Origin of the sequence: Actinoplanes sp. G11-F43, from assembly GCF_050589265.1 — a bacterium.
In the GTDB taxonomy this organism is placed as follows: domain Bacteria; phylum Actinomycetota; class Actinomycetes; order Mycobacteriales; family Micromonosporaceae; genus Actinoplanes.
The window spans coordinates 186,103-207,938 of the sequence record NZ_JBNZCE010000005.1; the positions used below are offsets into that span (position 1 = coordinate 186,103).

The following is a 21,836-nucleotide window of genomic DNA, read 5'->3' on the forward strand; positions in this document are numbered from 1 at the left end:
GGCCGTTCCAGCCGGGCACGAACCAGCGAAGGTGAAGTGAACTGAATGACGACGAAACGCGCCGTCAAGGCTGTGATCCCAGCGGCGGGGCTCGCCACCCGCTTCCTGCCGGCCACGAAAGCGGTTCCCAAGGAGTTGCTGCCGGTGGTGGACCGGCCGGTTCTGCAGTACATCGTCGAGGAGGCCGCGGCCGCCGGCATCAACGACGTCCTGCTGGTGACCGGGCGTGGCAAGACCGCCATGGTGGACCACTTCGACCGCCGTCCCGACGTGGAGGCCCGGCTGGAGCAGAAGGGTGACACCGAGCGGCTGGCCGCGGTCCGCCGTTCGAGCGAAATCGCCGACATCTACACCGTCCGGCAGGGTGAGCCGCTCGGTCTCGGGCACGCGGTCGGCTGTGCCGCCTCGCACGTCGGCGACAACGCCTTCGCGGTGCTGCTCGGTGACGAGTTCGTCGAGGAGGACAAGCCGCTGCTACCGCAGATGCTCGACCTGCAGGCCGAGACCGGTGGCATCGTGCTGGCGTTCATGGAGGTCGCCCCGCACGAGACCTCGCGTTACGGCATCGCCTCGGTCCGGGAGACCGACAACCCGGACGTCGTCGAGGTCACCGGCCTGGTCGAGAAGCCGGCGCCGGACGAGGCCCCGAGCAACCTGGCGGTGCTCGGCCGGTACGTTCTGCCCGGCCGGATCTTCGACGTGATCGCCGACACCAAGCCCGGCAACGGTGGCGAGATCCAGCTGACCGACGCGATGGCGACGATGCTGGCCGACGGCGTACCGGTGCACGGCATCGTCTACCGCGGTCACCGCTACGACACCGGCATGCCGCTCGGCTACCTGCAGGCCGTCGTGCAGCTGGCGGTGCAGCGGGAGGACCTGGGCGAGGAGTTCCGGGCCTGGCTGACCGAATTCATCGGCGGCCGGAAGGGATGACCGCCACGGCCGATCGCGAGGCGGCCGCTTCCAACGAGCTGATGCCTCTCGCCGAGTACCTGGGCAGTGTCCTGCGCAGGCTCCGCGCGCTGCCTCCGCTCGACCTCGATCTCACCCAGGCGCACGGGAACGTGCTGGCGGCCGACGTGATCGCGCCGCACCCGTTCCCGGCGTTCGACCAGGCCGCGATCGACGGGTACGCGGCCCGATGGGAAGACCTGGCCGGTGCCGGGCGCATCGGGTCGCATCCGTCGTTCGGGCAGTTCGAGAACACCGCCCGCACCGTCCGGCTGAACGTGGTCGGCGACATGGGGGCGGCCCACTGGCGACCGGTTCGGATCACTCCCGGCACCTGTTTCTCGGTGGCTGCCGGGGCGCCGCTGCCGATCGGGGCCGACGTGGTCGTCCCGGTGCACTGGACCGACCAGGGCATGGCCGCGGTGGAGATCCAGCACGCCCCGAAACGGGGTTCCGGGGTGCGCCGGGCCGGTGAGGAGGTGGCCGTCGGGCAGATTCTGGCCCCGGCCGGCTCCTACGTCACCCCGCCGACGGTGGCCCTGTTCGCCGCCTCCGGCATCGGGCACGTGCTGGTCCGGCCGAGCCCGCGCGTGGTGGTGGTGGCCACCGGCGACGAACTCGTCGACGTGGGCCGGCCCAGCCAGCCGGGTCAGGTGGTGGACGCGAATTCGCACGCGCTGACCGCGGCGGCCGTCGAGGCGGGTGCGACGGCGTACCGGATCGGGATCTGCGACGACGACCCGGAGGGGCTGCGCGGCCTGCTGGAGGACCAGACGCTGCGCGCCGACCTGATAATCACCACCGGCGGCACCGGAACCGGACCCGGCGACATGTTGCGCCGGGTCCTGTCACGTCCGGGGCCGGGCCGGGGGACCGTCGAGTTCACCGATGTGGCGCTCTCCCCGGGCACCTCGCTCGGGTTCGGCACGGTCGGCGGCGAGGAGGTGCCGGTGGTGTGCCTGCCCGGTGAGCCGGGCGCCGCCCTGATCGGGTTCGAGGTGCTGGCCCGGCCGGTGATCCAGCTGCTCGCCGGGGCGGAACCGGTCTTCCGGCCGGGGATCAAGGCGCACCTGCTGGAGACCGTCTCGTCACCCGGTGGGCTGCGCGAATTCCGGCCGGCCCACGTGGCGGAACGGCGTGGTGGCGGTTACACGGTGCAGCCGCTCGCCGGTGGGCCTTACACTCTCTCCGGTTTGGCCGAGGCGAACGGCCTGCTGGTGCTCGGCGAACGGGTCACCACAGCGGCCGCCGGCTCGACCGTCGACGTGCTGCTGCTCGACCGGAGGCGATAGATGCTCGGGGCCACCACACCCGGATGGCCCGCCGTGCTGGCGGACGGGGCTGTGCTGCTCCGGCCGTACAAACGAAGCGACGCCCGGTCCTGGTCCGAGGTTCGGGTCGCGAACCAGGCCTGGCTGGCGCCCTGGGAGTCGGCGCCGCCCGGCCCATGGGCGGAGATGAACTCGCCGCGCGCCTTCGGATACGTCTACCGGGACATGAAGCGGGCCGCCCGCAACGGCGACAGCATGCCCTTCGCCGTGTGCCTGCTGGAGGACGGCCGGGAACGCCTGGTCGGGCACGTCAACCTGGGCAACATCGTGCGGCGGGCGTTCGCGTCGGCCTACGCGGGCTACTGGGTGGATCACCGGGTGGCCGGCCGGGGTGTCATCCCGACCGCGCTGGCGCTCGCCGTCGATCACGCCTTCGGGCCGGGCGGGCTGCACCGGATCGAGGTGAACATCCGGCCGGAGAACGGGCCGAGCCGCCGGGTGGTGGAGAAGCTGGGTTTCCGCGAGGAGGCTTACCACCAGCGCTACATGCACATCGACGGTGGTTGGCGGGATCACCTCGGCTACGCGATGACCAGCGAGGAGATCGCGCCCGAGGGTGGCCTGCTGGCACGGTGGCGCCGGATCCGTACGCCTAAATGATCTTGAACGTCGCGTCGCTACCGGCGCGGCGCGCGAAATAATGTCGCTACCGCCCGTAACCTCGCATTCGTCGTGTCATTTTTCCGTGGCGGAACGGAGGGGTGAGGGTGCCGACCTCGGTGCTCCTCGCCGTCCTGGCCGCGGCCGGGCTGCTCGCCCTCGCCCCGGCGCTCGTGCGCCGGTACGACGCCACCGAGCGCCTCGCCGCGGAACGGGCGTCGTCCACGGCGCGGGTGCTGCAGCGCCAACGCCGTCGGCGCACCGTGCCCGGACGCCGACCGATAAACCCCGCCCGCCAGGTCACGGTTACGGTGCCCGCCCCAACGGGTGATCCTTCACCCCCGGAACGGCGACTCCGCCTCGTCACCGGCCGCCGCCCACCACGAGCCGCGAAACGCCGCGGCACCCCCGCCGTCGTCCGTCGGCGCCGCGTCTTCGCCGCCCTGGTCCTGCTCAACGCCATCGAACTCGTCGGTGTGGTAGCCGTCGGCCCCGGCTTCTGGATCAGCTTCGCCGTCACCGGCGGCCTCCTCGCCGTCTACCTCGTCCACCTGCGCAACCGGGCCATCGCCGACCGCCGCCGCCGTCGCGTCCAGGCCCGCGAAGCCGCCTGGCTCGCCGCCCGCCAGGCCGAGGTCCGCCGCGAACAGGCCCGCCGGGCCGCCGCCCGCCGGGAAGCCCAGCGCCGCCTCGCCGCCCAGCGCGAAGCCGTCCGCCGCGCCGCGATGGGCCTCGACCGCGAACCCACCGATCTGCCCACCGACCTCCCCGCCGCGGCCGGCTCCGTCTCCTACCGGCGCCGGGGCGGGCTGCGCGGACGTGCCTACGAAGCCGGCGGGCGACACCACAACGCATCCTGATCCGGTACGGGGTCAGCGTGGCCCCGCTGAATTCGCCCCCGGCCGTGGGATCCCGGCGACGTGGGCGTCCGGTCCCGCCCGCCGACGCCGGCATCCGGGCAGCCCCGGCCCAAGACGCCCACCCCTCGCCCGCGTCGCACGATCGTGAGTCTCCACCCGCACCCCGTGCCCAGTCTCCGACACGATCGTGTGATCGTGCGCTTCCACCCGGCCGGCCATCACGCACCAGCGCCGTGGCCTCCCAGCGGGGTGAGGTGCTTCCGCGCCGCGGAGCCCACACCTCGTGATGTTGAAGGAGGGGCGGTTCGCGGGGCGGCGAGGTGACCTGTTAACCTTTCCTCGGTCCCAAGGTGACACAGTCACCAAGGACTGGGGGGCTGTGGCGCAGTCTGGTAGCGCACCTCGTTCGCATCGAGGGGGTCTGGGGTTCAAATCCCCACAGCTCCACGTAAGGCTAAGGCGATCTGTGTCCGCGTGAAGCGCGGGCCGGGTCGCCTTTCGCATGTCCGCTTCGGGAAGCCGAGCCCCGGACACCCGCATCACGGTGGGCACGCCTCGCGGATCTGTTGCGGGGATTGTGGCGCCCAGCCCATGAGGCGGCCGTCCAGATCGCGTACAACGGCAGCCAGCTTCGATTCGCCAGCTGGAGCGGCGTAGCCCGGCTGAACCTCGGCCGGCCGAGGAGAGTGCGTTCCGGCATCGGTTCGTTCCTCTTTGTCGCGTGTCAGCGCTGCAGCACCGGACGGCTTCGATCAGGTTGCGGTCTCGGCCGTTCGCCCGCAGGTCGCGCATCGGGTGTAGCACCTCGTGCAGGCGCTGGAGGGCCGGCAGCAGGCGGCGGTGCCGGCCCGATGCCTCGGTCAGGAGGCCCTCCCGAGCCCATGCCTCCACGGTCTTGCGGCTGAGTTTCAGCAGCTGGGCCGCGATGGAGACCCGGACGGGCCGGATCGATCTGATGCCGAAGGGCAGGCAAGCGCGCGTGACGGTGGGGAGGTCTGACGCTACTTCTGGACGGTTCACCGGGATGAGCCGGGTTGGATTACCGTTCAACCGTGCCTGAGTCCGTTGATCTGTCGAGTTCGGCCGCGCGTCGGGAAGCGCTCCGGAGGGTGGACGTCGGCTGCCCCCGACCCCACCACGCGATGCTACGAGAGATCTTCGACCTGGAAAGATCCTGGCGGGAAGGCCCGGACAGTGGCGACAGCGACGAGTACGAGCAGATCTACCTGACAGCTTTTCTGCTGTTTCTCATCGGTGATCCGGCTGACTCGTGCCGCCTGTACGCCGCGAAGTTCCGCACCGGTGACATGGACCTCGGCACCGGCTTCGATGCCCAGGCCATCTTCGGCGCGGGCCGGCACGAAACGCTGCAGTGGCTCGCGGAGAACGGGTTCACCGAAGAGCACACGCACCTTTCCGAGTGGTTGTCACATGCCGAGGACCCCACCATCGAAGACTGGGCCCGGCAAGTGCGTGACTATTTCTACCTCCCGGGCGGCGTCCTGTTGATGGAAGAGCTCTGACATCGGAATCCCGGCGGGCCCGCCCGGTTCGTGATCGCCGGAGTGTGTCGTGCGGGTGGCTGGCCTCGGAGTTCCGAGCAACTGCGTCGTGNCCCCCCCCCCCCCCCCCCCACGACGGGTGGCTCAGATGAAGATGCGGTTGCTTGTCTCGTGGCCGACGACGACCAGCTGGATCGAGCTGATGCCGTAGGACAGGACCCGGCCGTTCGAGCCGGCCGGGTAGTCGATCGAGCCACCGCTGGTCGGCCACACCCGGAGGACGGTGGTGAAGCCGCCGGCCGGCACGTTGACGACCTGCCAGCCGCTGCCGTTGGCGGTCACACCGATGCGGCCGCTGTAGTGCCCGGCCGCGCCGGTGTAGGCGTAGCAGGTGTGGACGCTGCTGGTGTTCGTGCACGACCACACCACGTCCGCGGCCCGGGCGGGGGTGGTCATGCCCAGAGTCAGGGCGGCTGAGGCGAGCGTGGTGGCGAGTGCGGTGCGCAGGATTCGGGTGCGGTTCACGGTTCCTCCTCGGGAGTGGGCGTGACACCGAGCCTCATGTTCGCGGAACTGACAAAAAAGCAGCGCCAGGGTCATTGGTCGGCGTTTTTGTGCCAATATGCGGCGGTGAACGCATTCACTAACGTCGTTGCCTATGCCCCGCCGGGTGTGACCGGCCTGGGCCTCGGCGTGGTGACCGGGATCTTCGCCGCCAACGGTGTCTTCGATCTCCGGCCGGGTCTTCCGGTCTTCGACCTGACGATCTGCGCCCGCCGTTCCGGTCCCCTGCGCACCGACACCGGCGTGCCCCTGCAGATCGAGTGGGGTCTGGAGGCGTTCACCACCGCCGAACTGATCATGGTGTTGCCGGGCACCGGATTCCGCGACGATCATGACGACGGGCTGCTGGACGCGTTACGGTCCGCCCACCGGCGCGGGGCGATGGTGGCCGGCCACTGCGTCGGATCGTTCCTGCTGGCCGCCGCCGGTCTCCTCGACGGACTGGACGCGACCACCCATTGGCAGTACGCCGACGAGATGGCCGCCACCTACCCCGAGGTCACGGTGCGCCGCGAGGCGCTGTACATCGATCACGGTCAGGTGTCCACCGGGGCCGGCGCCACCGCGGGGATCGACCTGAGCCTGCACCTGCTGCGGACACACCACGGGGCGACGGTCGCCAACCGGATCGCCCGGGACCTGGTCACCCCACCGCATCGGGCCGGTGGCCAGGCGCAATATCTGGACACTCCGGTACCCGCCACCAGCGGGGACGACCGTCTGGACGAGGTGCTCGCCTGGGCCCGGGAGAACCTGCGCCGCCGCCCTTCGGTGGATCAGCTGGCCGCCCAGGCGATGACCAGCCGCCGTACGTTCCTGCGCCGGTTCCGGCAGGTGACCGGGACGTCACCGCATGCCTGGCTGACCACTCAGCGCCTGCACCTGGCCGAGGAACTGCTCGAAACCACCGACCTGTCCGTCGAGCACATCGCCCACCGTGTCGGCTACACCAGCGCCGCCGCCCTCCGCGACCGGTTCGTCCAGCGCCGCGGTGTGCCCCCACGCGACTACCGCCACACCTTCCGCCAGCACCGGCCGTAGACCCGGGTAACCGAAAGAATCAGCGGGTCAGGTCGCGGACCGCTACCACCTGGTTCTCGGCCAGTTCGCCGTTCGGGCGGAAGCCCAGGTTCAGGTAGAACGGGGCCGGGCCGCCCTCCCGGGGCTCCCACGTGACGTACGCGCGCGTCTCGCCCCGGGCACGCAGCTCGGCGCAGACCGCTTCGACGGCGAACGTGCCGTACCCCTTGCCCTGATGGGCGGCGTCGATGTTCAGGCGCCACAGGCCGGAGCGCAGGTCCTGGCCGGGCACTTCGAACCACGGGATGGCGATGTGGGCCATCACGAAGCCGACCGGCTGGTCACCGTCGACGATCAGGCGGGGCCACGCGTACTCGGCATGCACGTACGCCTCGGCCAGGGATTTGACCACCGGCTCCACCAGATCCGCCTGGTCGGGGCGGACGGTGACGGCCAGGGCGGCCTCCAGGTTCGAGGCATCGATCTTGCGGAGTTCCATCGGGGCAGGTTAGCGGTGCAGGTGGAAGGAGGCGATCTCCTCGACCCGGGCGCGGGTGATGCCGGCCAGCTGTTCCACGGCCAGGGGGTGGCCGGTGGGCTCCAGTTCGATGTACGGCAACTGCCCGACGGCCCGGGTGTGCACGTTGGTCCGCAGGTTGAGCGTGGACGGCTCGTACCCGGCGATGATGTTGGAGAGCCATCCGAAGTACGGCGGTTCGGTCTCGCGTCCGGGCTGCTCCCACACGTCGACGGCCCGGGTGAAGTTGGGCCGGCTCAGTGACACCCACATGCTGTATGTGAACACGTCTCCGGTGTCCCACACCGGCAGTTCGATCAGGCCGCGCACGAAGAAGTGCTCTCCGCTGATCACGCACAGGTCGGCGTCCAGCAGGCAGCCCTCCTGGCCGGCCATCTCCGGCCGCCAGAAGTCGGGGGCCGGCGCCGCGAAGCTGAGCGGCGGGCCGTCGTGCGTGTCCCCGCACGTGCCGCAGGAGAACTGCTCGGTGCTCATGGCCGGGAAGCATACGGCCGTGACCGCGTGTGATCAGCGGTGCGCCCGCCCAGACCGGCAGATCCGGGCGAAAAACGAATATTGCTACTTTTGGGTGGTACCTCTGTATCAAGTCTCGGAGGTGACGCCCCATGAAAGCACCACTGCCCGACAACGAGATCGAGCGGTTGGCCGCGTTGTACTCGCTCGACATCCTGGACAGCCCCACGGAGAAGGACTTCGACGACATCGTCACACTCGCCGCCGGTGTCTGTGAGACACCGGTGTCGATGGTCAGCCTGGTCGACGCGGACCGGCAGTGGGCCAAAGCCCGGACCGGTACCGAGGTGGCGGAGACGTCTCGGGACATCTCGTTCTGCGCCCACGCCATCCTCGGCCGGGATCTGATGCTGGTGCCGGACGCCCGGGAGGACCGCCGGTTCGCCGACAATCCGCTGGTGACGGCCGACCAAGGGGTGCGCTTCTACGCCGGCGCACCGCTGCTGACCACCGACGGGTTCGCGCTCGGCACCCTCTGCGTGGTGGACTTCGTGCCCCGCCGGCTGAACGTCGAACAGCAGCAGGCACTGCGCGCGCTGGCCCGCCAGGTCACCGCCCAACTGGAGCTCCGGCGGTACGCGTTCGCCCTGGCCAACACCACGGCCCGGCTGCAGGAGCTGGAACGGCGCAAGGACGACCTGGCCGGGCTGGTCGGCGGCGAACTGCGGTCGTCGCTGCGGCTGATGTCGGCGTACCTGGAACGTCTCGGTGACACCGGCTACCACGACGCCGAGATGGGCGACCTGGTCGCCCGGGCCACCGCGGCGCACGTGCGCGGGTTCCGGGAGCTGATCGACCACCTGACCACGATGGCCGACGCCGGTCTGGGCGGGGAGAGCCTGCACATGCGGCAGTGCGATCTGACCCGGGTCACCCAGCGGGCGGTCGAGGCGGTCCGCCCGATCGCGGCCAGCAAGCACATCTGGATCCTGAACCAGGCCGGCGGGCCGTCGCTGCCGATCATCGCCGACCCGGTCCGGCTGGAACAGGTGCTGACCCATCTGCTGTTCGCCGCGGTGAAGTACACCCCGGAGGGTGGCCGGGTCCGGGTGGGCACCGAGATGGAGTCCGGGCCGACGGTGCGCCTGGACGACATGGACCTGCCCGACGGCATGCGCCCCGACCTGTTCCCGCACCTCTACTACGGGGCCATCGCCAATCCGGCGGACGTGCCCGGACCGGACCGCGGCCTGGCCGTGGCGAAGCGGATCCTGGACGCCCACCACGCCACGGTGGCCCTGTCCGACCGTCCCGGCGACGGCACCTCCCTGCACGTGGTCTTCCCGTACGCGGAGATGGCCGCCCCCGGCGAGATCATCCGGGATCTGGCGGTGGCCTGACAGAACCGGGTGAACGGACCCGAGCCCGCCCTCGACCGGCTGCAGTTCGGTCGAGGGCGGAGTCTCACAGCCGTTCGCGTACGTCGTGCGGACTGACCTGCGACGGTACGGCCGGTGGAGCGACCGCTCGTCCGATGGGGGCACGCGGCGTCTCCTCGTACGTCGGTGGCCAGGTGTCGACGACCGGTGCCACCGACGGACCCGGCGGCGGGGGCGGCTCGGGTGACCGGGGCGCCAGCCCGGCCCGGTTGAGCTTGTGCCAGCGCAGCCGGCCGCCGGTCAGCGCGGTGGTCGCCGACTGGAGCAGGACCAGATACATCAATTGCCGGTACGCGAACTGCTGCAGCGGCAGTTTCAGCAGCGGTTTGTACGACTCCCGGTCGAGCCGGAACGCCACCGCCGCGGTGAACAGCTGCAGGGCCAGCATGCCGAGCCAGGCCGCCACGGTCTCGCTGAGCTCCCAGAAGACCAGCCCGTAGACGAGCATGATGTCGACGACCGGGGCCAGCATCGGCAGCGCCAGCCCGAACAGCGCGAGGAACGGCAGCCCGAACCGCCCGAACCGCCCGGACGGCCCGGAGTCGAACAGCGCCTTCCGGTGCTTCCACATCGCCTGCATGGTGCCGTAGCTCCATCGGTAGCGCTGCCGGTACAGCTGCTCCATCGTGGTCGGCGCCTCGGTCCAGGCCCGCGCGTCCTCCACGTAGACGACCCGCCAGCCGGCCCGGCACATCGCCATGGTGACGTCGGTGTCCTCGGCCAGGGTCTCGTCGCTGACCCCGCCGACCTGGGTGAGCGCCTCGCGCCGGAACGCGCCGATCGCACCCGGCACGGTGGGCATGCAGTTCAGCACCTCGTACAGGCGGCGGTCCAGGTTGAAGCCGATCACGTACTCGATGTGCTGCCAGAGGGCGACGGTGGTCTCCCGGTTGCCGACCTTCACGTTGCCCGCCACCGCGCCCACCGACGGGTCGGCGAACGGCTGGACCAGCTTGCGCAGCGAGTCCGGCTCGAAGATCGTGTCGCCGTCGACCATCACGATCAGCTCGTGGCGGGCCATCGCGACCCCGGTGTTCAGGGCGTTCGGCTTGCCGCCGTTGGGCACCCGGACCACCCGCACGTTGGGCAGCCTCATCCGGTCCACCAGGTCGGCGGTGCCGTCGGTGGAGCCGTCGTCGACCACCACCACCTCGATCTGGGTGTGATCACCGCAGGCCAGCGACCGTACCGCGGCCTCGATTCCCTCTTTCTCGTTGTAGGCGGGCACGATCACCGAGACCGGCTCGGTCACCGGCGGACCCCAGCTCCAGTCCGGGCTGCGCCGCTGCCGGGCGTTGCGGGTGGCCAGGACGAGCAGCAGCAGGGTACGGCCGATGGTCAGCGTCCCCACCACCAGGAACAGCACGGCGATCACCGTGACCATGCCGTCGGCCAGGTTGACCGTCCAGATCAGCGCGGTGCCCCGCCACTCGTCGTGGGCGGGCGCGTCCGGGTTGAGCGGCAGCGGGGTGATCGCCTCGGCGCTCTCCGGCCGGTCCGCGGCGTCCTTCGCGGCCTGCTCGGCGATGGTCAGGTTGAGGCCCTCGGTGATGGTGGTGAACCGGTAGCCGCGGTCCTTCATGCGCGGGATGAACTCGTCCAGCGCGGCCACCGTCTGCGCGCGGTCACCGCCGGCGTCGTGGAACAGCATGACGGCCGGCTCGTCGCCGGGCGGGGTGGCGTTCCGGATGATCTTCTCGACGCCGGGGCGCTGCCAGTCCTCGCTGTCGGTGTCGTTGACGACGACCAGGTAGCCGAGGGCGCCGGCCTCCTTGATCAGCCCCCAGTTCACCTCGTCGATCGCGGCGTTCTTGGAGGAGTACGGGAACCGGGCCAGGTTGGTGCGCACACCCGTCGCCTTGGCGATCGCCATCTGGGTCTGGGACAGCTCGAGCTCCCGCCGCCACGGGGCGAGCCGCTGCATGTTGGGGTGTGTGAAGGTGTGCAGGCCGAGTTCGTTGCCGCCGGCCACCACCTCCCTGGCGAGTGTGGGGTGCCGCGCCACCTGGGAACCGACCACGAAGAACGTGGCGTGCGCGTCGTGCTCGCGCAGCACCTCCAGCACCTTCGGGGTCCACTCCGGGTCGGGGCCGTCGTCGAAGGTGAGGGCGATGGTGCGGGCCGGCAGGCGGCTGGTGCTCTCCTGCCCGCCGGTGGTGTTGATGATCGGGCCGCCCTCGAGGATCGACTTCGGCACTCCGGCCTGGTCGCCGACCTCGGATTCCAGGTGGTCCCCGGTGAACTCGGCGTTGATGTAGGCCTGCACGATCAGCACCGCGACGAACGAGGCGGCCAAGAGGGTGCCGAGGAGTACCCGGGGCTGGGGCAGGACCCGGCGTCGGCGGGCTCTCACTTCGCCTCGTTCTCGACGGGATCAACCGGTGTGCTTGGGACGTCGTCCGGCTTGGGGTCGGGCTCGACCGGTTTCGTGGTGCCCGACTCGACCGGCTTGGGCGGGACCGGGCTGACGGACGTCGAGGGCGACGGCTTGGGCGCCGGGGACTTGGACCGCGAGACCGAGGCCTGGGGAGCCGGCGTGACCGAGGCGGGCCGCCGGGTCTCCGGCCCCCGGTTGGCCGACTCGATCATCCGGGTGGCCGGGCTGGTGGTGGTCTTCGGTTCCGGGGTCGGCGCCGGGGTGGACTCGGCGCGCGGCTCCGGGGCCTCCTCCTCGTCGTCGTCCAGCCCGGGCAGCGGCAGCACCGCGCTGGAGCTGATCGGTCCACCGGCCAGGCTGACGCTCACCAGGCCCGCGTATCCGATGAGGACGACACCGAAGGCCAGCGCGATCCGCCGGAGTAGCCGGCTGCGCCGTCCGGTGGAGTCCACGAACACCGGTGCGGGCTCCGGCACGGCGATCACTTCCGTGGCCGAGGCGTAGGGGTCGATGTGGTGCGAAGGCTCCTGCGAAGTCACGCGGCGAGCTTAGGAACATTTATTGCGATCTTGGCACACATCACTCACAAGGGTGACAGCCGACTGATCACATGAAATAGGACGAAATGGCGAAGCGGAGTGTTTGACCCGGTGGGGACAGGTGCGCCGATGGTCATTCGCGATTTCGCTGAGCTGCGGTGCGGGGTGCGGGCAAAAGAGGTTACGACTTGATGCCCGACTATTTACTGTCGCATTCCCGACTCATTTATCGAGCATTCTTCGCGAATCGATTAAACACATAAGAGAATTAAGAGGCTAATGTCCGAATCGGTGAGATGGTGGCAGCGACACGACAATCCGCGCCCGCCACCCGTTGTGCACGCCATCTCACCTCGTTAAGCTTCAGATGCGCGCCCCAATCGCCCGCTTCCCCCGTGGCAGGCGATCGGGGCGCGCCCTGTATTTCCGGGCTCGAGTGCGCTAGATCCAGCGCCCGCCCAGCCACATGCGCACCGACCAGTCGTCGTAAGGCATGAGCGTCCCGACGAAGACCGGGTAGAAGTAGGCGAAGCAGAGCGCCACCAGCACCACGAAGGTCGCCGCCACCACGGTCCCGACGATCTGCCGATCCGATTTCGCCGCCCCAGCCACCATCCCGGCCGGTGGCGTCATGATCGCCCCCAGGGCGTAGACCACCGCCAGGATCAGGAACGGCAGCGCCGGCAGCGTGTAGAAGGAGAACATCGTCCGGCCGTCCTTGACCGCGAAGTAGAACCACGGCAGCAGGCCGGCCACCACGCCGACCAGCATCGCGTTGGCCCGCCAGTCGCGCCGCGCCACCCCGAACCACGCCACCACACCCAGCGCGGGCAGGAACGCCCACCACAGGATCGGCGTCCCCAGAAGCAGGATCTCGGCGGCACAGCTGGCCGCGCCGCAGCCGCCGGCCGAACTCCAGTAGAACGCCACCGGCCGGCCCAGCAGCAGCCACTGCCACGGCCAGGACTGGTAGGTGTGCTTCTGGGTCAGTCCGGTGTGGAAGTTGAACGCCTCGGAGTGGTAATGCGCCAGGTTGAGCAGCGAGCCGATCACCGGGGGCTCACTCCACCCGTTGTCCGCCCGGTAGTGCCGGAAGTAGCCCACGTCGGTCACGAGCCAGCCGGTCCAGGTGGCCAGGTAGACCAGGATCGCGATGCCGAAGCTGAGGAACAGCCAGCCGAAGTCGCCGATGATGCCGGCCAGCACCGGGCCGTGCACACCGGCCGACCGGCGCGCCTGCACCCGCCAGACGATCACCAGCGCGGCGAAGAACGGCGCGAAGAACAGCGCGCTCCACTTGACGCCGCAGGCCATCCCGAAGGTGATCCCGGTGACCAGCAGCCACCACGGCACGATCCGTGGCATGTTCGGTGTCTTGTCCGGGTCGAAGCCGCGGTCCAGGGCCCGCTGGAGGCTACGCCGGTAATGATCCCGGTCCAGCAGCATCGCCGCGAACGTCATCAGGATGAACAGGCCCAGGAAGATGTCCAGCAGGGACGTGCGGGAGAGCACGAGCTGGAAGCCGTCCAGGGTCATCAGCAGACCGGCGGTCCCGGCCAGCACGATGGAGTGGAACATCCGATAGGCGACCCGGATCAGGATCATCACCATCAGGGTTCCGGCCACCGCGGTGGAGAACCGCCAGCCGAACTCGTTGTTGCCGAAGAAGAACTCGCCCACCGCGATGAGCCATTTGCCGAGCGGAGGGTGCACCACGTACGCCGCGCCGTTGGTCTTCTCGTCCCACTCGACGCCGTGCTGGAGCATGTCCCAGGCGTCGGTCGGGTAGTACACCTCGTCGAAGATGTAGCCCCTGGGCTTGTCGAGACCGGAGAACCGCATGATGCCGGCGGCCACCGTGATGAGCACGGTGACCAGCCAGGAGTACGGGTCGAAGCGTCGGTCCAGCGTCGACAGGCGCCGCCGGACGATGTCGGGGATGGCACGCACGCCCGGCGACTCCGCCCCGGCGGGGGAGTCCGCGGTGGTGAGGTCTGTCTCAGCTGTCGCCGCCGTCGTCACCCCGCGATCGTAGGACCTGGCGCTGAGAACCGGTGCCCGCCGTCGGCGCGTCCTGGCATGTGATGGACTTTTCCGATGTCGGATGCAGAAGAAGACGGTGGCCGGGTCGTGCTGGCGGGCGCGCCGCTGGGCAACACCGGCGACGCCTCGGCCCGTCTCCGCGAGGTGCTGGCCTCGGCGGACGTCGTCGCCGCGGAGGACACCCGCCGCCTGAGCCGGCTCGCCAAGGACCTCGACGTCACGGTCACCGGCCGGGTGGTCTCCTATTTCGAGGGCAACGACGAGCGGCGCACCCCGGAGCTGGTCGAGGCGCTGCGCTCCGGCGCGGTCGTCGCGGTGGTCACCGACGGTGGCATGCCGAGCGTCTCCGACCCCGGGTACCGCCTGGTCCGGGCGGCCCTGGACGCCGGCTTCCCGGTCACCGCCGCGCCCGGCCCGAGCGCGGTGACCACCGCACTGGCACTGTCCGGCCTGCCCAGCGACCGGTTCGTCTTCGAGGGCTTCCTGCCGCGGTCCGGTTCGAACCGCCGCTCCCGGCTGCGTGAACTCGCCGCCGAACAGCGCACCCTGGTCTTCTTCGAGGCGCCGCACCGGATCACCGGGGCGCTGGAGGACCTGGCGTCGATCTTCGGGGCGGACCGGCCGGCCGCACTCTGCCGCGAGCTGACCAAGACGTACGAGGAGATCCGCCGGGACGGTCTGGGCGCGCTCGCCGCCGGGGCCGCCGAGGATCCGCCGCGCGGCGAGATCACCCTGGTGGTGGCGGGTGCGCCGGCCGGTCCGCCGGCGGCGCCGGACGACGACGAGCTGCGGGCGGCGGTGGCCGAGCGGGAGGCCGGCGGGCAGTCCCGGCGGGACGCGATCCAGGCGGTGGCCGACGCTTACGGTCTGCGCAAACGCGCGGTCTACACGCTGGTCCACGAAAAACCCTGATTTCGTACGCTCGACAAAACGGTCCCGCCCCGTCCCCGCGAGGCCGGCGGCCCGCCCAGACCGCACCGCGACCGCCGGGCGTGAGCGTCCCCCCACCGCCACCCCGCACCCTGCGCGGCCCAAGCCGCACCCGCCCCGCAGCCCGCGTGCCGCGTTGTGGTGCGTTCCGCGCCGTTGTTCGGCACGGAGTGCGGCGGCTCGGCTCGTGTGCCGCGTTGTGGCGCGGGGTGCGCCGTTGTTCGGCACGGAGTGCGGTGGCTCGGCTCGTGTGCCGCGTTGTGGTGCGGAACGCGCCGCAAGTTGGCACGCGGGCAGGATTTGCTGGTCGTGTGCCGTTTTGTGGCGCGGAGCGCACCACAAGACGGCACACGGGTTGGGGACCGTCAGTAGGCGGCGGCCAGGAAACCGCCCAGCAGGAGGAGCGGGCACAGGAAGCTGGCCAGGGTGGCTCCCCGGCGGGCCGGGCGGGACGGCATCCGGCGGGCGCCGGTGGCGACCGCGATGCCGTATCCGCAGATCAGCACCAGGAGGAAGCCGAGGCCCCAGCGCAGGTGCATGACCGTCCCGGCCGGCGCGGTGTAGGCCTGATCGCTCTCCGGGCCGACCATCCGGGCCGGGGTGATCGCCCCCGGCTGCCGTCCGTCGCCGGAGACGCCGAGCAGGGTCACCCGGGAGACGATGAGGCTGCCGTCCGCGGTGGTGAACCGCCCGGTGCAGCGCTGGGCGAGCCCGTCGCCCTGGCAGCGGGCGGTGGTCGCGTACCCGTGGTCACCGTGCCCGACGGCCAGCCAGAACGGTTCCGCGCTGACCCAGCCGAAGAAGGCCGCCACCAGGCTGAGCAGGACCAGCGCGGCGAGCGCGGTCACCGGGTTGCGGGGTGGTGGCGGGCGGCGGCGCCGGTGCGGTGGCGGTTCGGCGATCCGGGCGGTGACGGCGGCGCGTTCCTCCTCGGTGAGCCAGAACGGCGAGTTCTCCATCCGTTCCAGCCGGGCCTCCACGTCCGGCGAGGCGGTCACCTCCGGCAGGGGCGTGATCCCCGGGCGGGGCTCGACGGGCACCGGCGTACCGGTGACGATCGCCGGCTCTGGCGGTGTTTCCCCTGGTAGTGGAAGGTTTCCGGTCACTCGGTCATTGAACGCCCGCTACCCGTCGGGAGCACGTCACTGATCGGGCGTGTCGGGACAATTCGACCGGGCGGCAATCCGTTCGCGGTCCGGTCGGGGCGGTCACTACGCTGGTACACCATGAGTCGCGTTCTCGCCGCGGTCGCCTGGCCCTACGCCAACGGCCCGCGCCACATCGGTCATGTCTCCGGCTTCGGGGTGCCCTCCGACGTTTTCAGCCGGTTCATGCGGATGTCCGGCCACGACGTGCTCATGGTCTCCGGCACGGACGAGCACGGCACCCCGATCCAGGTGCAGGCCGACGCGGACGGGGTCACCCCGCGTCAGCTCGCCGACCGGTACAACCGGGTGATCGTCGAGGACCTGCACGGGCTGGGCCTCTCCTACGACCTGTTCACCCGCACCACCACCCGCAACCACTACGCGGTGGTGCAGGAGCTGTTCGAGGGCCTGCACCGCAACGGCTACATCGTGGCCCGGACCACGCTGGGCGCCATCTCCCCGTCCACCGGCCGCACCCTGCCGGACCGCTACATCGAGGGCACCTGCCCGATCTGCGGCTACGACGGCGCCCGTGGCGACCAGTGTGACAACTGCGGCAACCAGCTCGACCCGGAGCAACTGGTCAACCCGCGCTCCCGGATCAACGGCGAGACCCCGCAGTTCGTCGAGACCGAGCACTTCTTCCTGGACCTGCCGGCGTTCGCCGAGGCGATCGGCGGCTGGCTGGACCGCCGGGAGAACTGGCGGCCCAACGTGCTGAAGTTCTCCCGCAACCTGCTGGACGATCTCCAGCCCCGGGCGATCACCCGGGATCTGGAGTGGGGCGTGCCGATCCCGCTGGACGGCTGGCGGGACCGCGCCGACAAGCGGATCTATGTGTGGTTCGACGCGGTGATCGGTTACCTGTCGGCTTCGATCGAGTGGGCCCGCCGCAGCGGTGACCCGGAGGCCTGGCGGCAGTGGTGGTCGGCCGACGCGCAGGGCAAGGACGCGCTCGGCTACTACTTCATGGGCAAGGACAACATCGTCTTCCACTCGGTGATCTGGCCGGCGCTGCTGCTCGGCTACTCGGGCGAGGGTGACAAGGCCGGGCAGCCCGGTGAGTTCGGCAAGCTCAACCTGCCGACCGAGGTGGTCTCCAGCGAGTACCTGACGATGGAGGGCAAGAAGTTCTCCTCGTCCCGCCGGGTGGTCATCTACGTGCGCGACTTCCTGGAGCGCTACGACGCCGACGCCCTGCGCTACTTCATCGCCGCGGCCGGCCCGGAGTCCAACGACACCGATTTCACCTGGGCCGAGTTCGTCCGGCGCAACAACGACGAGCTGGTGGCGGGCTGGGGCAACCTGGTCAACCGCTCGGTCTCGATGGCCGCGAAGAACTTCGGGGTGATCCCCACGCCGGGCGAGTTCACGCCGGAGGACCTCGCGGTGCTGGCGGTGGCCAAGGCCGGTTTCGCCACGGTCGGTGAGCTGATCGGCAAGCATCGGCAGAAGGCGGCGATCGGTGAGGCGATGCGGGTGGTCGCCGAGGCCAACAAATATCTGTCCGAGCAGGCCCCGTGGAAACTGAAGTCCGAGGAGGACAAGCCGCGTCAGGGGACCATCCTGCACGTGGCGCTCCAGGTGGTCAGTGACGCGAACACGCTGCTGACCCCGTTCCTGCCGCATTCCGCGCAGAAGGTGTTCGAGCTGCTCGGCGGCGAGGGCGTGCACGCGCCGATGCCGCGGATCGAGGAGGTCGAGGACCTGGACGGCGGCCCGGGTTACCCGGTGCTCACCGGTGACTACACGGTGGGTGCGCGCTGGGAGTCGGTGCCGCTGGTGGCCGGGACGCCGCTCGCCGCGCCGAAGCCGGTGTTCCGCAAGCTGGACCCGTCGGTGGTCGAGGAGGAGCTGGCCCGGCTCGGAGGCGACGAGTCCTGACCTGCTGTTATCCGTCCCGATGCCCGCCGGCGCGACTTGCGCCGGCGGGCATCGTCGTCGATGTGGCGGACAACACTTCGGGTGATCAAAAAGGTATTGATGGTCGTGTGTGGACCGGGTACTGTCACTCCGCCACGGGGAACGGGGGCGTTTCATCGGTACCGGTTCGTAACGGCGCTGGTTCTTCGTGTGGCTCCACATCGCTCATAAGGAGTCTCCGTTGAAGTCACGCCTCCTCAGGCCGGCCATGGTCGCCCTGATCAGCGGCGCGGTCGTCGCCGGTGGCGCGGTCTACGCCGCCCCGGCCTCCGCCGAGCCGACCACGCCCGCCAGCGCCAGCACCGAGTCCGGCACCGACACTGACACCGGCACCGGCACCGGCACCGGCACCGGCGTCGACTCGACCGAGTCGTCCAGCCCGTCGCCCAGCGGCTCCACGTCGGAGTCGCCGTCGGCCTCCCCGTCGGTGTCCGCGTCCTCGGCCTCCCCGTCGCCGTCGGTGACCGAGGATGAGGACGAGGAGCCGGCGTCGCCGTCGCCGAGCGTCAGTTCGACCCCGGCGAAGGACACCACCGCCCCGGACAAGGCCGACTTCAAGCTGAACCACACGTCGGTGTGGCTCGGCCAGAAGATCACGTTCGCCCAGACGCTGTCGGACGTCAACGACCCCACCGACGACCCGGCGACACTCACCCGGGTGGTGAACTGGGGTGACGGCACCACGAGCAAGCTCGCTCCGAGCACGAAGTCGGTGCAGAAGACGTACGGCCGGAAAGGCTCTTTCAAGGTCACCGTCACGGTCACCGACCGGGCCGGCAACCGCTTCGTCACTCCGGCCAAGACGGTTGCGGTGACCACCGCGACCGGCACGGTGTCGATCAGCAGGAAGACCGCCTACCAGGGGCAGCTGTTCACTATCAACGTCAAGAAGGTGCCGGCTGGGGCGACCCGGTTCCGGATCGACTGGAGTGACGGCTGGGCGTCGGGCCACAAGGCCACGAACGGCACCTCGATCACCGGGCTGATTCTCTACCGGTACAAGTGGGATTCCGCCCAGGGTGAATACGTTCAGGTCGGCGAGGGCAAACTGAGCGGCAAGCGGCCTATCAAGATCGCCTGGTTCAACGCCAAGGGCTACAGCGTCAACCAAACCGTCGGCACCGTGAACCTGCTGAAGGACCCCTGGAAGCCGACGCTGACCATGACCAAGCCGTCCCCGGCCAACAAGGCCAGCTCGTGGCGCACGATCAGGGGCACGGTTGCGGACAAGGGCGCCGGGGTCCGGTATGTCTACGGCACCATTCTCCGGACGACCGCCAGCGGCAAGGACTACTGCCTCAACGGCAAGAAGCAGTGGAAGCGCTACTACAGCCCGGCCGGTCAGCGGCGGCTCTGCCTCCAGAACCCGGTCGTGATGAAGGTTTCCAAGGGCAAGTACTCGTTCAAGGTGCCGTCCGGCGTCACCAAGAACCAGGGTGTCCTGGCCTACGTGTGGACCTGGGACGGCGCGGACAACGGCCGGACCAAGACCCGCAAGGCCTGGCTCACCCGGAACTGACCCGCACTTCCCGTGTGCTGCCCGCTGAGCCCGACGGCCCGGCGGGCATCGCCGTTTCTCTAGATCTGGTAGGCGATGTCGGCGATGTGGTGGTCGGACAGCTCGTCGACCGGTGCCCACGACTCGTAGATGCCCCGCTCGTAGCACCGGGCGCCGGTCGCGGCGAGAGTGTCGGCGTCCGGGCGGAGCAACCGCAGCCGGGCCCAGGTCTCGTCCCGTTGCAGCACCCAGCAGGCGGCGCCGCGCCAGCGGGCCTGCTCGGCCCGGCGGCTCAGGGTCTGCACCGGATAGCGGGCGGCCCGGGTCAGCGCCCGCACCCGGAACTCGCCCGGCGGGTCGGCGACCGCCTCGTACTCGTTGTCGTCGATCCGGCCGACCAGCCGCGCGGTGCCGGCCGCGGTGCACGGGACGTACTCCCGGTCCGGGCTGCCGCCGGGGATCTCGGCGAGCAGGCCACGCCAGCGCGGGCCGGCCAGCCGCAGCCAGCCGTGCTGCTCCGGCTGGTACGTGTAGAGGATGACCTCGTCACCACCCGGCACATTGGCCAGGATCTGGGCGTTCGCGGTCAGCGGCAGATCGGCGAACCCGGCCGTCACGTACTCCGGGATCAGATCGTCGGCGCTCGGTGTGAACCCGGTGCCGAGCACCATCGCACCGATCCGGGAGTGCCCGGGCAGCGCGGACAGCCCGGGGTGGGCCGGCGCACCCGGGATCTCGTAGTCCAGCGGGTCCACCGCCCGCCAGCGCAGCGAGAACGTCACCTCGCCGTCGGTCGCCCCGTCGGTGCGCAACAGTGCCAGGTCCCGGGGCTCGCGCAGGTGGGCGATGTCGCGGGAGCGGTGGCAGAACCCGTACGGCAGCCAGCCGCCGAGATGTCCGGCGACCTGGGCGGGCGAGATCACCTTGGTCATCCGGGTGCCGCGGCGGATCGCCGCCGTCGCCCGGATCCCGCGCAGCACCGCATCGTCCCGGTAGCCCACCGACTGGCTCATCGCCTGCACCTGATGCCAGTTCAGGTCCCGGCGCAGCGGAGCCGTCAGCGGTGGTTCCAGCGGGTCGGCGCCTATCTCACTGTCCTCGCCCGTCATGGTCACGCGGCGCAACCTAAGCGACCGTGGTGGACCGCGGGTGAACGCGCGGTTACGCAGAAACCCGCCGTGCACAATGTCTCACATGTCTTCACCATCGGATTCGCGCCGGAAGAAGGACTCCCGTCGATCCGGAGAGTTCCCGCCGGCGCCCGAACCGCTCGCCGTCCCGGTCTTCGACAGCCACACCCACCTCGACCTGACCGTTCAGGAGGCCGGGGTGCCCGGTGACGGGTCCGGCGACCCGATCGAGGCGCTCATCGCCGCCGCGGCCAAGGGTGGCGTGGACCGGCTGGTCCAGGTCGGAGTGGACGTCGACTCCTCCCGGTGGGGTGCCGACCTGGCCGAGCGGAACGGCGCGGTGCTGGCCGCGGTGGCCCTGCACCCGAACGAGGCGCCCCGGCTCGACGACCTGGACGAGGCGCTGCGGGTGATCGAGTCGCTGGCCGCCCGGCCCCGGGTCCGGGGCATCGGGGAGACCGGGCTGGACACCTTCCGGACCGGCGAGGACGGCCGGGCCGCGCAGGAGCACAGCTTCCGGGCGCACATCGCGATCGCCAAACGGTACTCGAAGGCGCTGATCATCCACGACCGGGACGCCCACGCCGACGTGCTGCGGGTGCTCGACGAGGAGGGTGCGCCGGACCGGGTGGTGCTGCACTGCTTCTCCGGTGACGCCGAGTTCGCCGCCGAGTGTGTGCGCCGGGGCTACTACCTGAGTTTCGCGGGCACGGTCACCTTCGCCAGCGCGCACAACCTGCGGGCGGCGGCCGCGATCACCCCGGCCGGGCAGATGATGGTGGAGACCGACGCGCCGTATCTGACGCCCACGCCGTACCGGGGCCGGCCGAACGCGTCCTACCTGGTGCCGCTGACCATGCGGGCGCTGGCCACCGCCGCCGGCGCGGACCTGGACACCCTCTGTGCCACCGTCTCCGCCACCGGCGACGAGGTCTTCGGCGGCTGGGCCTGAGGGGCCGCCAGCCCGTGTGCCGCGGGGGGGGGGGG

General features: G+C 70.4%; 19 protein-coding genes and 1 tRNA gene. 12 read left to right on the forward strand and 8 right to left on the reverse strand.

Annotated features, from left to right (window positions below; all coding sequences use genetic code 11):
* Positions 1–45 precede the first annotated feature (45 nt).
* The 6 genes from ACQ0O7_RS06010 (at position 46) to ACQ0O7_RS06035 (ending at position 5,268) form a co-directional block, all read left to right on the forward strand.
* Complete coding sequence (locus ACQ0O7_RS06010) at positions 46–936, forward strand: UTP--glucose-1-phosphate uridylyltransferase (protein ID WP_430780744.1); 891 nt, start codon at positions 46–48, stop codon at positions 934–936.
* Positions 933–2,246 (forward strand): molybdopterin molybdotransferase MoeA, encoded by a 1,314-nt coding sequence (locus ACQ0O7_RS06015; RefSeq protein WP_430780745.1) that lies wholly within the window; start codon positions 933–935, stop codon positions 2,244–2,246. Before ACQ0O7_RS06010 ends, ACQ0O7_RS06015 begins: the two co-directional genes overlap by 4 nt.
* Positions 2,247–2,885, forward strand: coding sequence for a GNAT family N-acetyltransferase (locus tag ACQ0O7_RS06020; protein WP_430780746.1), 639 nt, complete (start codon positions 2,247–2,249; stop codon positions 2,883–2,885). It begins immediately after the preceding gene.
* Between the two features lie 101 nt (positions 2,886–2,986).
* A complete protein-coding gene (sepX, locus tag ACQ0O7_RS06025; RefSeq protein ID WP_430780747.1) occupies positions 2,987–3,745 on the forward strand; it encodes a divisome protein SepX/GlpR in 759 nt (252 codons plus the stop codon).
* A gap of 373 nt (positions 3,746–4,118) precedes the next feature.
* Positions 4,119–4,192 (forward strand) — tRNA-Ala (locus ACQ0O7_RS06030).
* Positions 4,193–4,797: 605 nt separating this feature from the next.
* Positions 4,798–5,268 carry a hypothetical protein gene (locus tag ACQ0O7_RS06035; RefSeq protein WP_430780748.1) on the forward strand — a complete coding sequence of 157 codons (471 nt, stop codon included), beginning with the start codon at positions 4,798–4,800 and terminating at the stop codon, positions 5,266–5,268.
* Between the two features lie 123 nt (positions 5,269–5,391).
* On the opposite strand, the gene ACQ0O7_RS06040 is transcribed toward ACQ0O7_RS06035, so the two are convergent.
* Complete coding sequence (locus ACQ0O7_RS06040) at positions 5,392–5,772, reverse strand: hypothetical protein (protein WP_430780749.1); 381 nt, start codon at positions 5,770–5,772, stop codon at positions 5,392–5,394.
* A 105-nt stretch (positions 5,773–5,877) separates the two neighbouring features.
* Here ACQ0O7_RS06040 and ACQ0O7_RS06045 point away from each other — a divergent pair, with 105 nt between their 5' ends.
* A complete protein-coding gene (locus ACQ0O7_RS06045; RefSeq protein WP_430780750.1) occupies positions 5,878–6,852 on the forward strand; it encodes a GlxA family transcriptional regulator in 975 nt (324 codons plus the stop codon).
* 19 nt (positions 6,853–6,871) lie between these two features.
* Here ACQ0O7_RS06045 and ACQ0O7_RS06050 read toward each other — a convergent pair whose 3' ends face one another.
* Together ACQ0O7_RS06050 and ACQ0O7_RS06055 are read right to left on the reverse strand one after the other, a co-directional pair.
* Positions 6,872–7,330 (reverse strand): GNAT family N-acetyltransferase, encoded by a 459-nt coding sequence (locus tag ACQ0O7_RS06050; RefSeq protein ID WP_430780751.1) that lies wholly within the window; start codon positions 7,328–7,330, stop codon positions 6,872–6,874.
* Between the two features lie 9 nt (positions 7,331–7,339).
* Positions 7,340–7,843: a DUF2199 domain-containing protein gene (locus tag ACQ0O7_RS06055; RefSeq protein WP_430780752.1), complete on the reverse strand. Its 504-nt coding sequence runs from the start codon at positions 7,841–7,843 to the stop codon at positions 7,340–7,342.
* 131 nt (positions 7,844–7,974) lie between these two features.
* Here ACQ0O7_RS06055 and ACQ0O7_RS06060 point away from each other — a divergent pair, with 131 nt between their 5' ends.
* Positions 7,975–9,222, forward strand: coding sequence for a GAF domain-containing sensor histidine kinase (locus tag ACQ0O7_RS06060; RefSeq protein WP_430780753.1), 1,248 nt, complete (start codon positions 7,975–7,977; stop codon positions 9,220–9,222).
* Positions 9,223–9,286: 64 nt separating this feature from the next.
* Here the strand turns inward: ACQ0O7_RS06060 and ACQ0O7_RS06065 are convergent, their stop codons facing one another.
* From ACQ0O7_RS06065 to ACQ0O7_RS06075, 3 genes are all read right to left on the reverse strand, one after another.
* Positions 9,287–11,614 (reverse strand): bifunctional polysaccharide deacetylase/glycosyltransferase family 2 protein, encoded by a 2,328-nt coding sequence (locus ACQ0O7_RS06065; protein WP_430780754.1) that lies wholly within the window; start codon positions 11,612–11,614, stop codon positions 9,287–9,289.
* Positions 11,611–12,177, reverse strand: coding sequence for a hypothetical protein (locus ACQ0O7_RS06070; protein WP_430780755.1), 567 nt, complete (start codon positions 12,175–12,177; stop codon positions 11,611–11,613). Before ACQ0O7_RS06070 ends, ACQ0O7_RS06065 begins: the two co-directional genes overlap by 4 nt.
* A 441-nt stretch (positions 12,178–12,618) precedes the next feature.
* Positions 12,619–14,199, reverse strand: coding sequence for a dolichyl-phosphate-mannose--protein mannosyltransferase (locus ACQ0O7_RS06075; RefSeq protein WP_430780756.1), 1,581 nt, complete (start codon positions 14,197–14,199; stop codon positions 12,619–12,621).
* Between the two features lie 75 nt (positions 14,200–14,274).
* Here ACQ0O7_RS06075 and rsmI point away from each other — a divergent pair, with 75 nt between their 5' ends.
* Complete coding sequence (gene rsmI / locus ACQ0O7_RS06080; RefSeq protein ID WP_430780758.1) at positions 14,275–15,132, forward strand: 16S rRNA (cytidine(1402)-2'-O)-methyltransferase; 858 nt, start codon at positions 14,275–14,277, stop codon at positions 15,130–15,132.
* A 383-nt stretch (positions 15,133–15,515) separates the two neighbouring features.
* Here rsmI and ACQ0O7_RS06085 read toward each other — a convergent pair whose 3' ends face one another.
* On the reverse strand, positions 15,516–16,190 hold the full coding sequence (locus tag ACQ0O7_RS06085; protein ID WP_430780759.1) for a hypothetical protein: 675 nt from the start codon (positions 16,188–16,190) through the stop codon (positions 15,516–15,518).
* 186 nt (positions 16,191–16,376) lie between these two features.
* On the opposite strand from ACQ0O7_RS06085, the gene metG reads away from it, so the two are divergent.
* The gene (metG, locus tag ACQ0O7_RS06090) at positions 16,377–18,182 is read left to right on the forward strand and encodes a methionine--tRNA ligase (protein WP_430780760.1); all 1,806 of its coding nucleotides are present in this window, start codon (positions 16,377–16,379) and stop codon (positions 18,180–18,182) included.
* A gap of 220 nt (positions 18,183–18,402) precedes the next feature.
* Positions 18,403–19,740, forward strand: coding sequence for a PKD domain-containing protein (locus ACQ0O7_RS06095; protein ID WP_430780761.1), 1,338 nt, complete (start codon positions 18,403–18,405; stop codon positions 19,738–19,740).
* A gap of 59 nt (positions 19,741–19,799) precedes the next feature.
* Here ACQ0O7_RS06095 and ACQ0O7_RS06100 read toward each other — a convergent pair whose 3' ends face one another.
* Positions 19,800–20,828, reverse strand: coding sequence for a hypothetical protein (locus ACQ0O7_RS06100; RefSeq protein ID WP_430780989.1), 1,029 nt, complete (start codon positions 20,826–20,828; stop codon positions 19,800–19,802).
* 76 nt (positions 20,829–20,904) lie between these two features.
* Here ACQ0O7_RS06100 and ACQ0O7_RS06105 point away from each other — a divergent pair, with 76 nt between their 5' ends.
* Positions 20,905–21,801 (forward strand): TatD family hydrolase, encoded by an 897-nt coding sequence (locus tag ACQ0O7_RS06105; RefSeq protein WP_430780762.1) that lies wholly within the window; start codon positions 20,905–20,907, stop codon positions 21,799–21,801.
* Positions 21,802–21,836: the final 35 nt, after the last annotated feature.

Bases quoted from the DNA above. Each gene is read 5' to 3' on its own strand.
- ACQ0O7_RS06015 (WP_430780745.1), top strand. From the start codon at position 933: ATGACCGCCACGGCCGATCGCGAGGCGGCCGCTTCCAACGAGCTGATG.
- rsmI (WP_430780758.1), top strand. From the start codon at position 14,275: ATGTCGGATGCAGAAGAAGACGGTGGCCGGGTCGTGCTGGCGGGCGCG.
- ACQ0O7_RS06050 (WP_430780751.1), bottom strand. From the start codon at position 7,330: ATGGAACTCCGCAAGATCGATGCCTCGAACCTGGAGGCCGCCCTGGCC.
- metG (WP_430780760.1), top strand. From the start codon at position 16,377: ATGAGTCGCGTTCTCGCCGCGGTCGCCTGGCCCTACGCCAACGGCCCG.
- ACQ0O7_RS06010 (WP_430780744.1), top strand. From the start codon at position 46: ATGACGACGAAACGCGCCGTCAAGGCTGTGATCCCAGCGGCGGGGCTC.
- ACQ0O7_RS06105 (WP_430780762.1), top strand. From the start codon at position 20,905: ATGTCTCACATGTCTTCACCATCGGATTCGCGCCGGAAGAAGGACTCC.
- ACQ0O7_RS06020 (WP_430780746.1), top strand. From the start codon at position 2,247: ATGCTCGGGGCCACCACACCCGGATGGCCCGCCGTGCTGGCGGACGGG.
- ACQ0O7_RS06060 (WP_430780753.1), top strand. From the start codon at position 7,975: ATGAAAGCACCACTGCCCGACAACGAGATCGAGCGGTTGGCCGCGTTG.
- ACQ0O7_RS06100 (WP_430780989.1), bottom strand. From the start codon at position 20,828: ATGACGGGCGAGGACAGTGAGATAGGCGCCGACCCGCTGGAACCACCG.
- ACQ0O7_RS06055 (WP_430780752.1), bottom strand. From the start codon at position 7,843: ATGAGCACCGAGCAGTTCTCCTGCGGCACGTGCGGGGACACGCACGAC.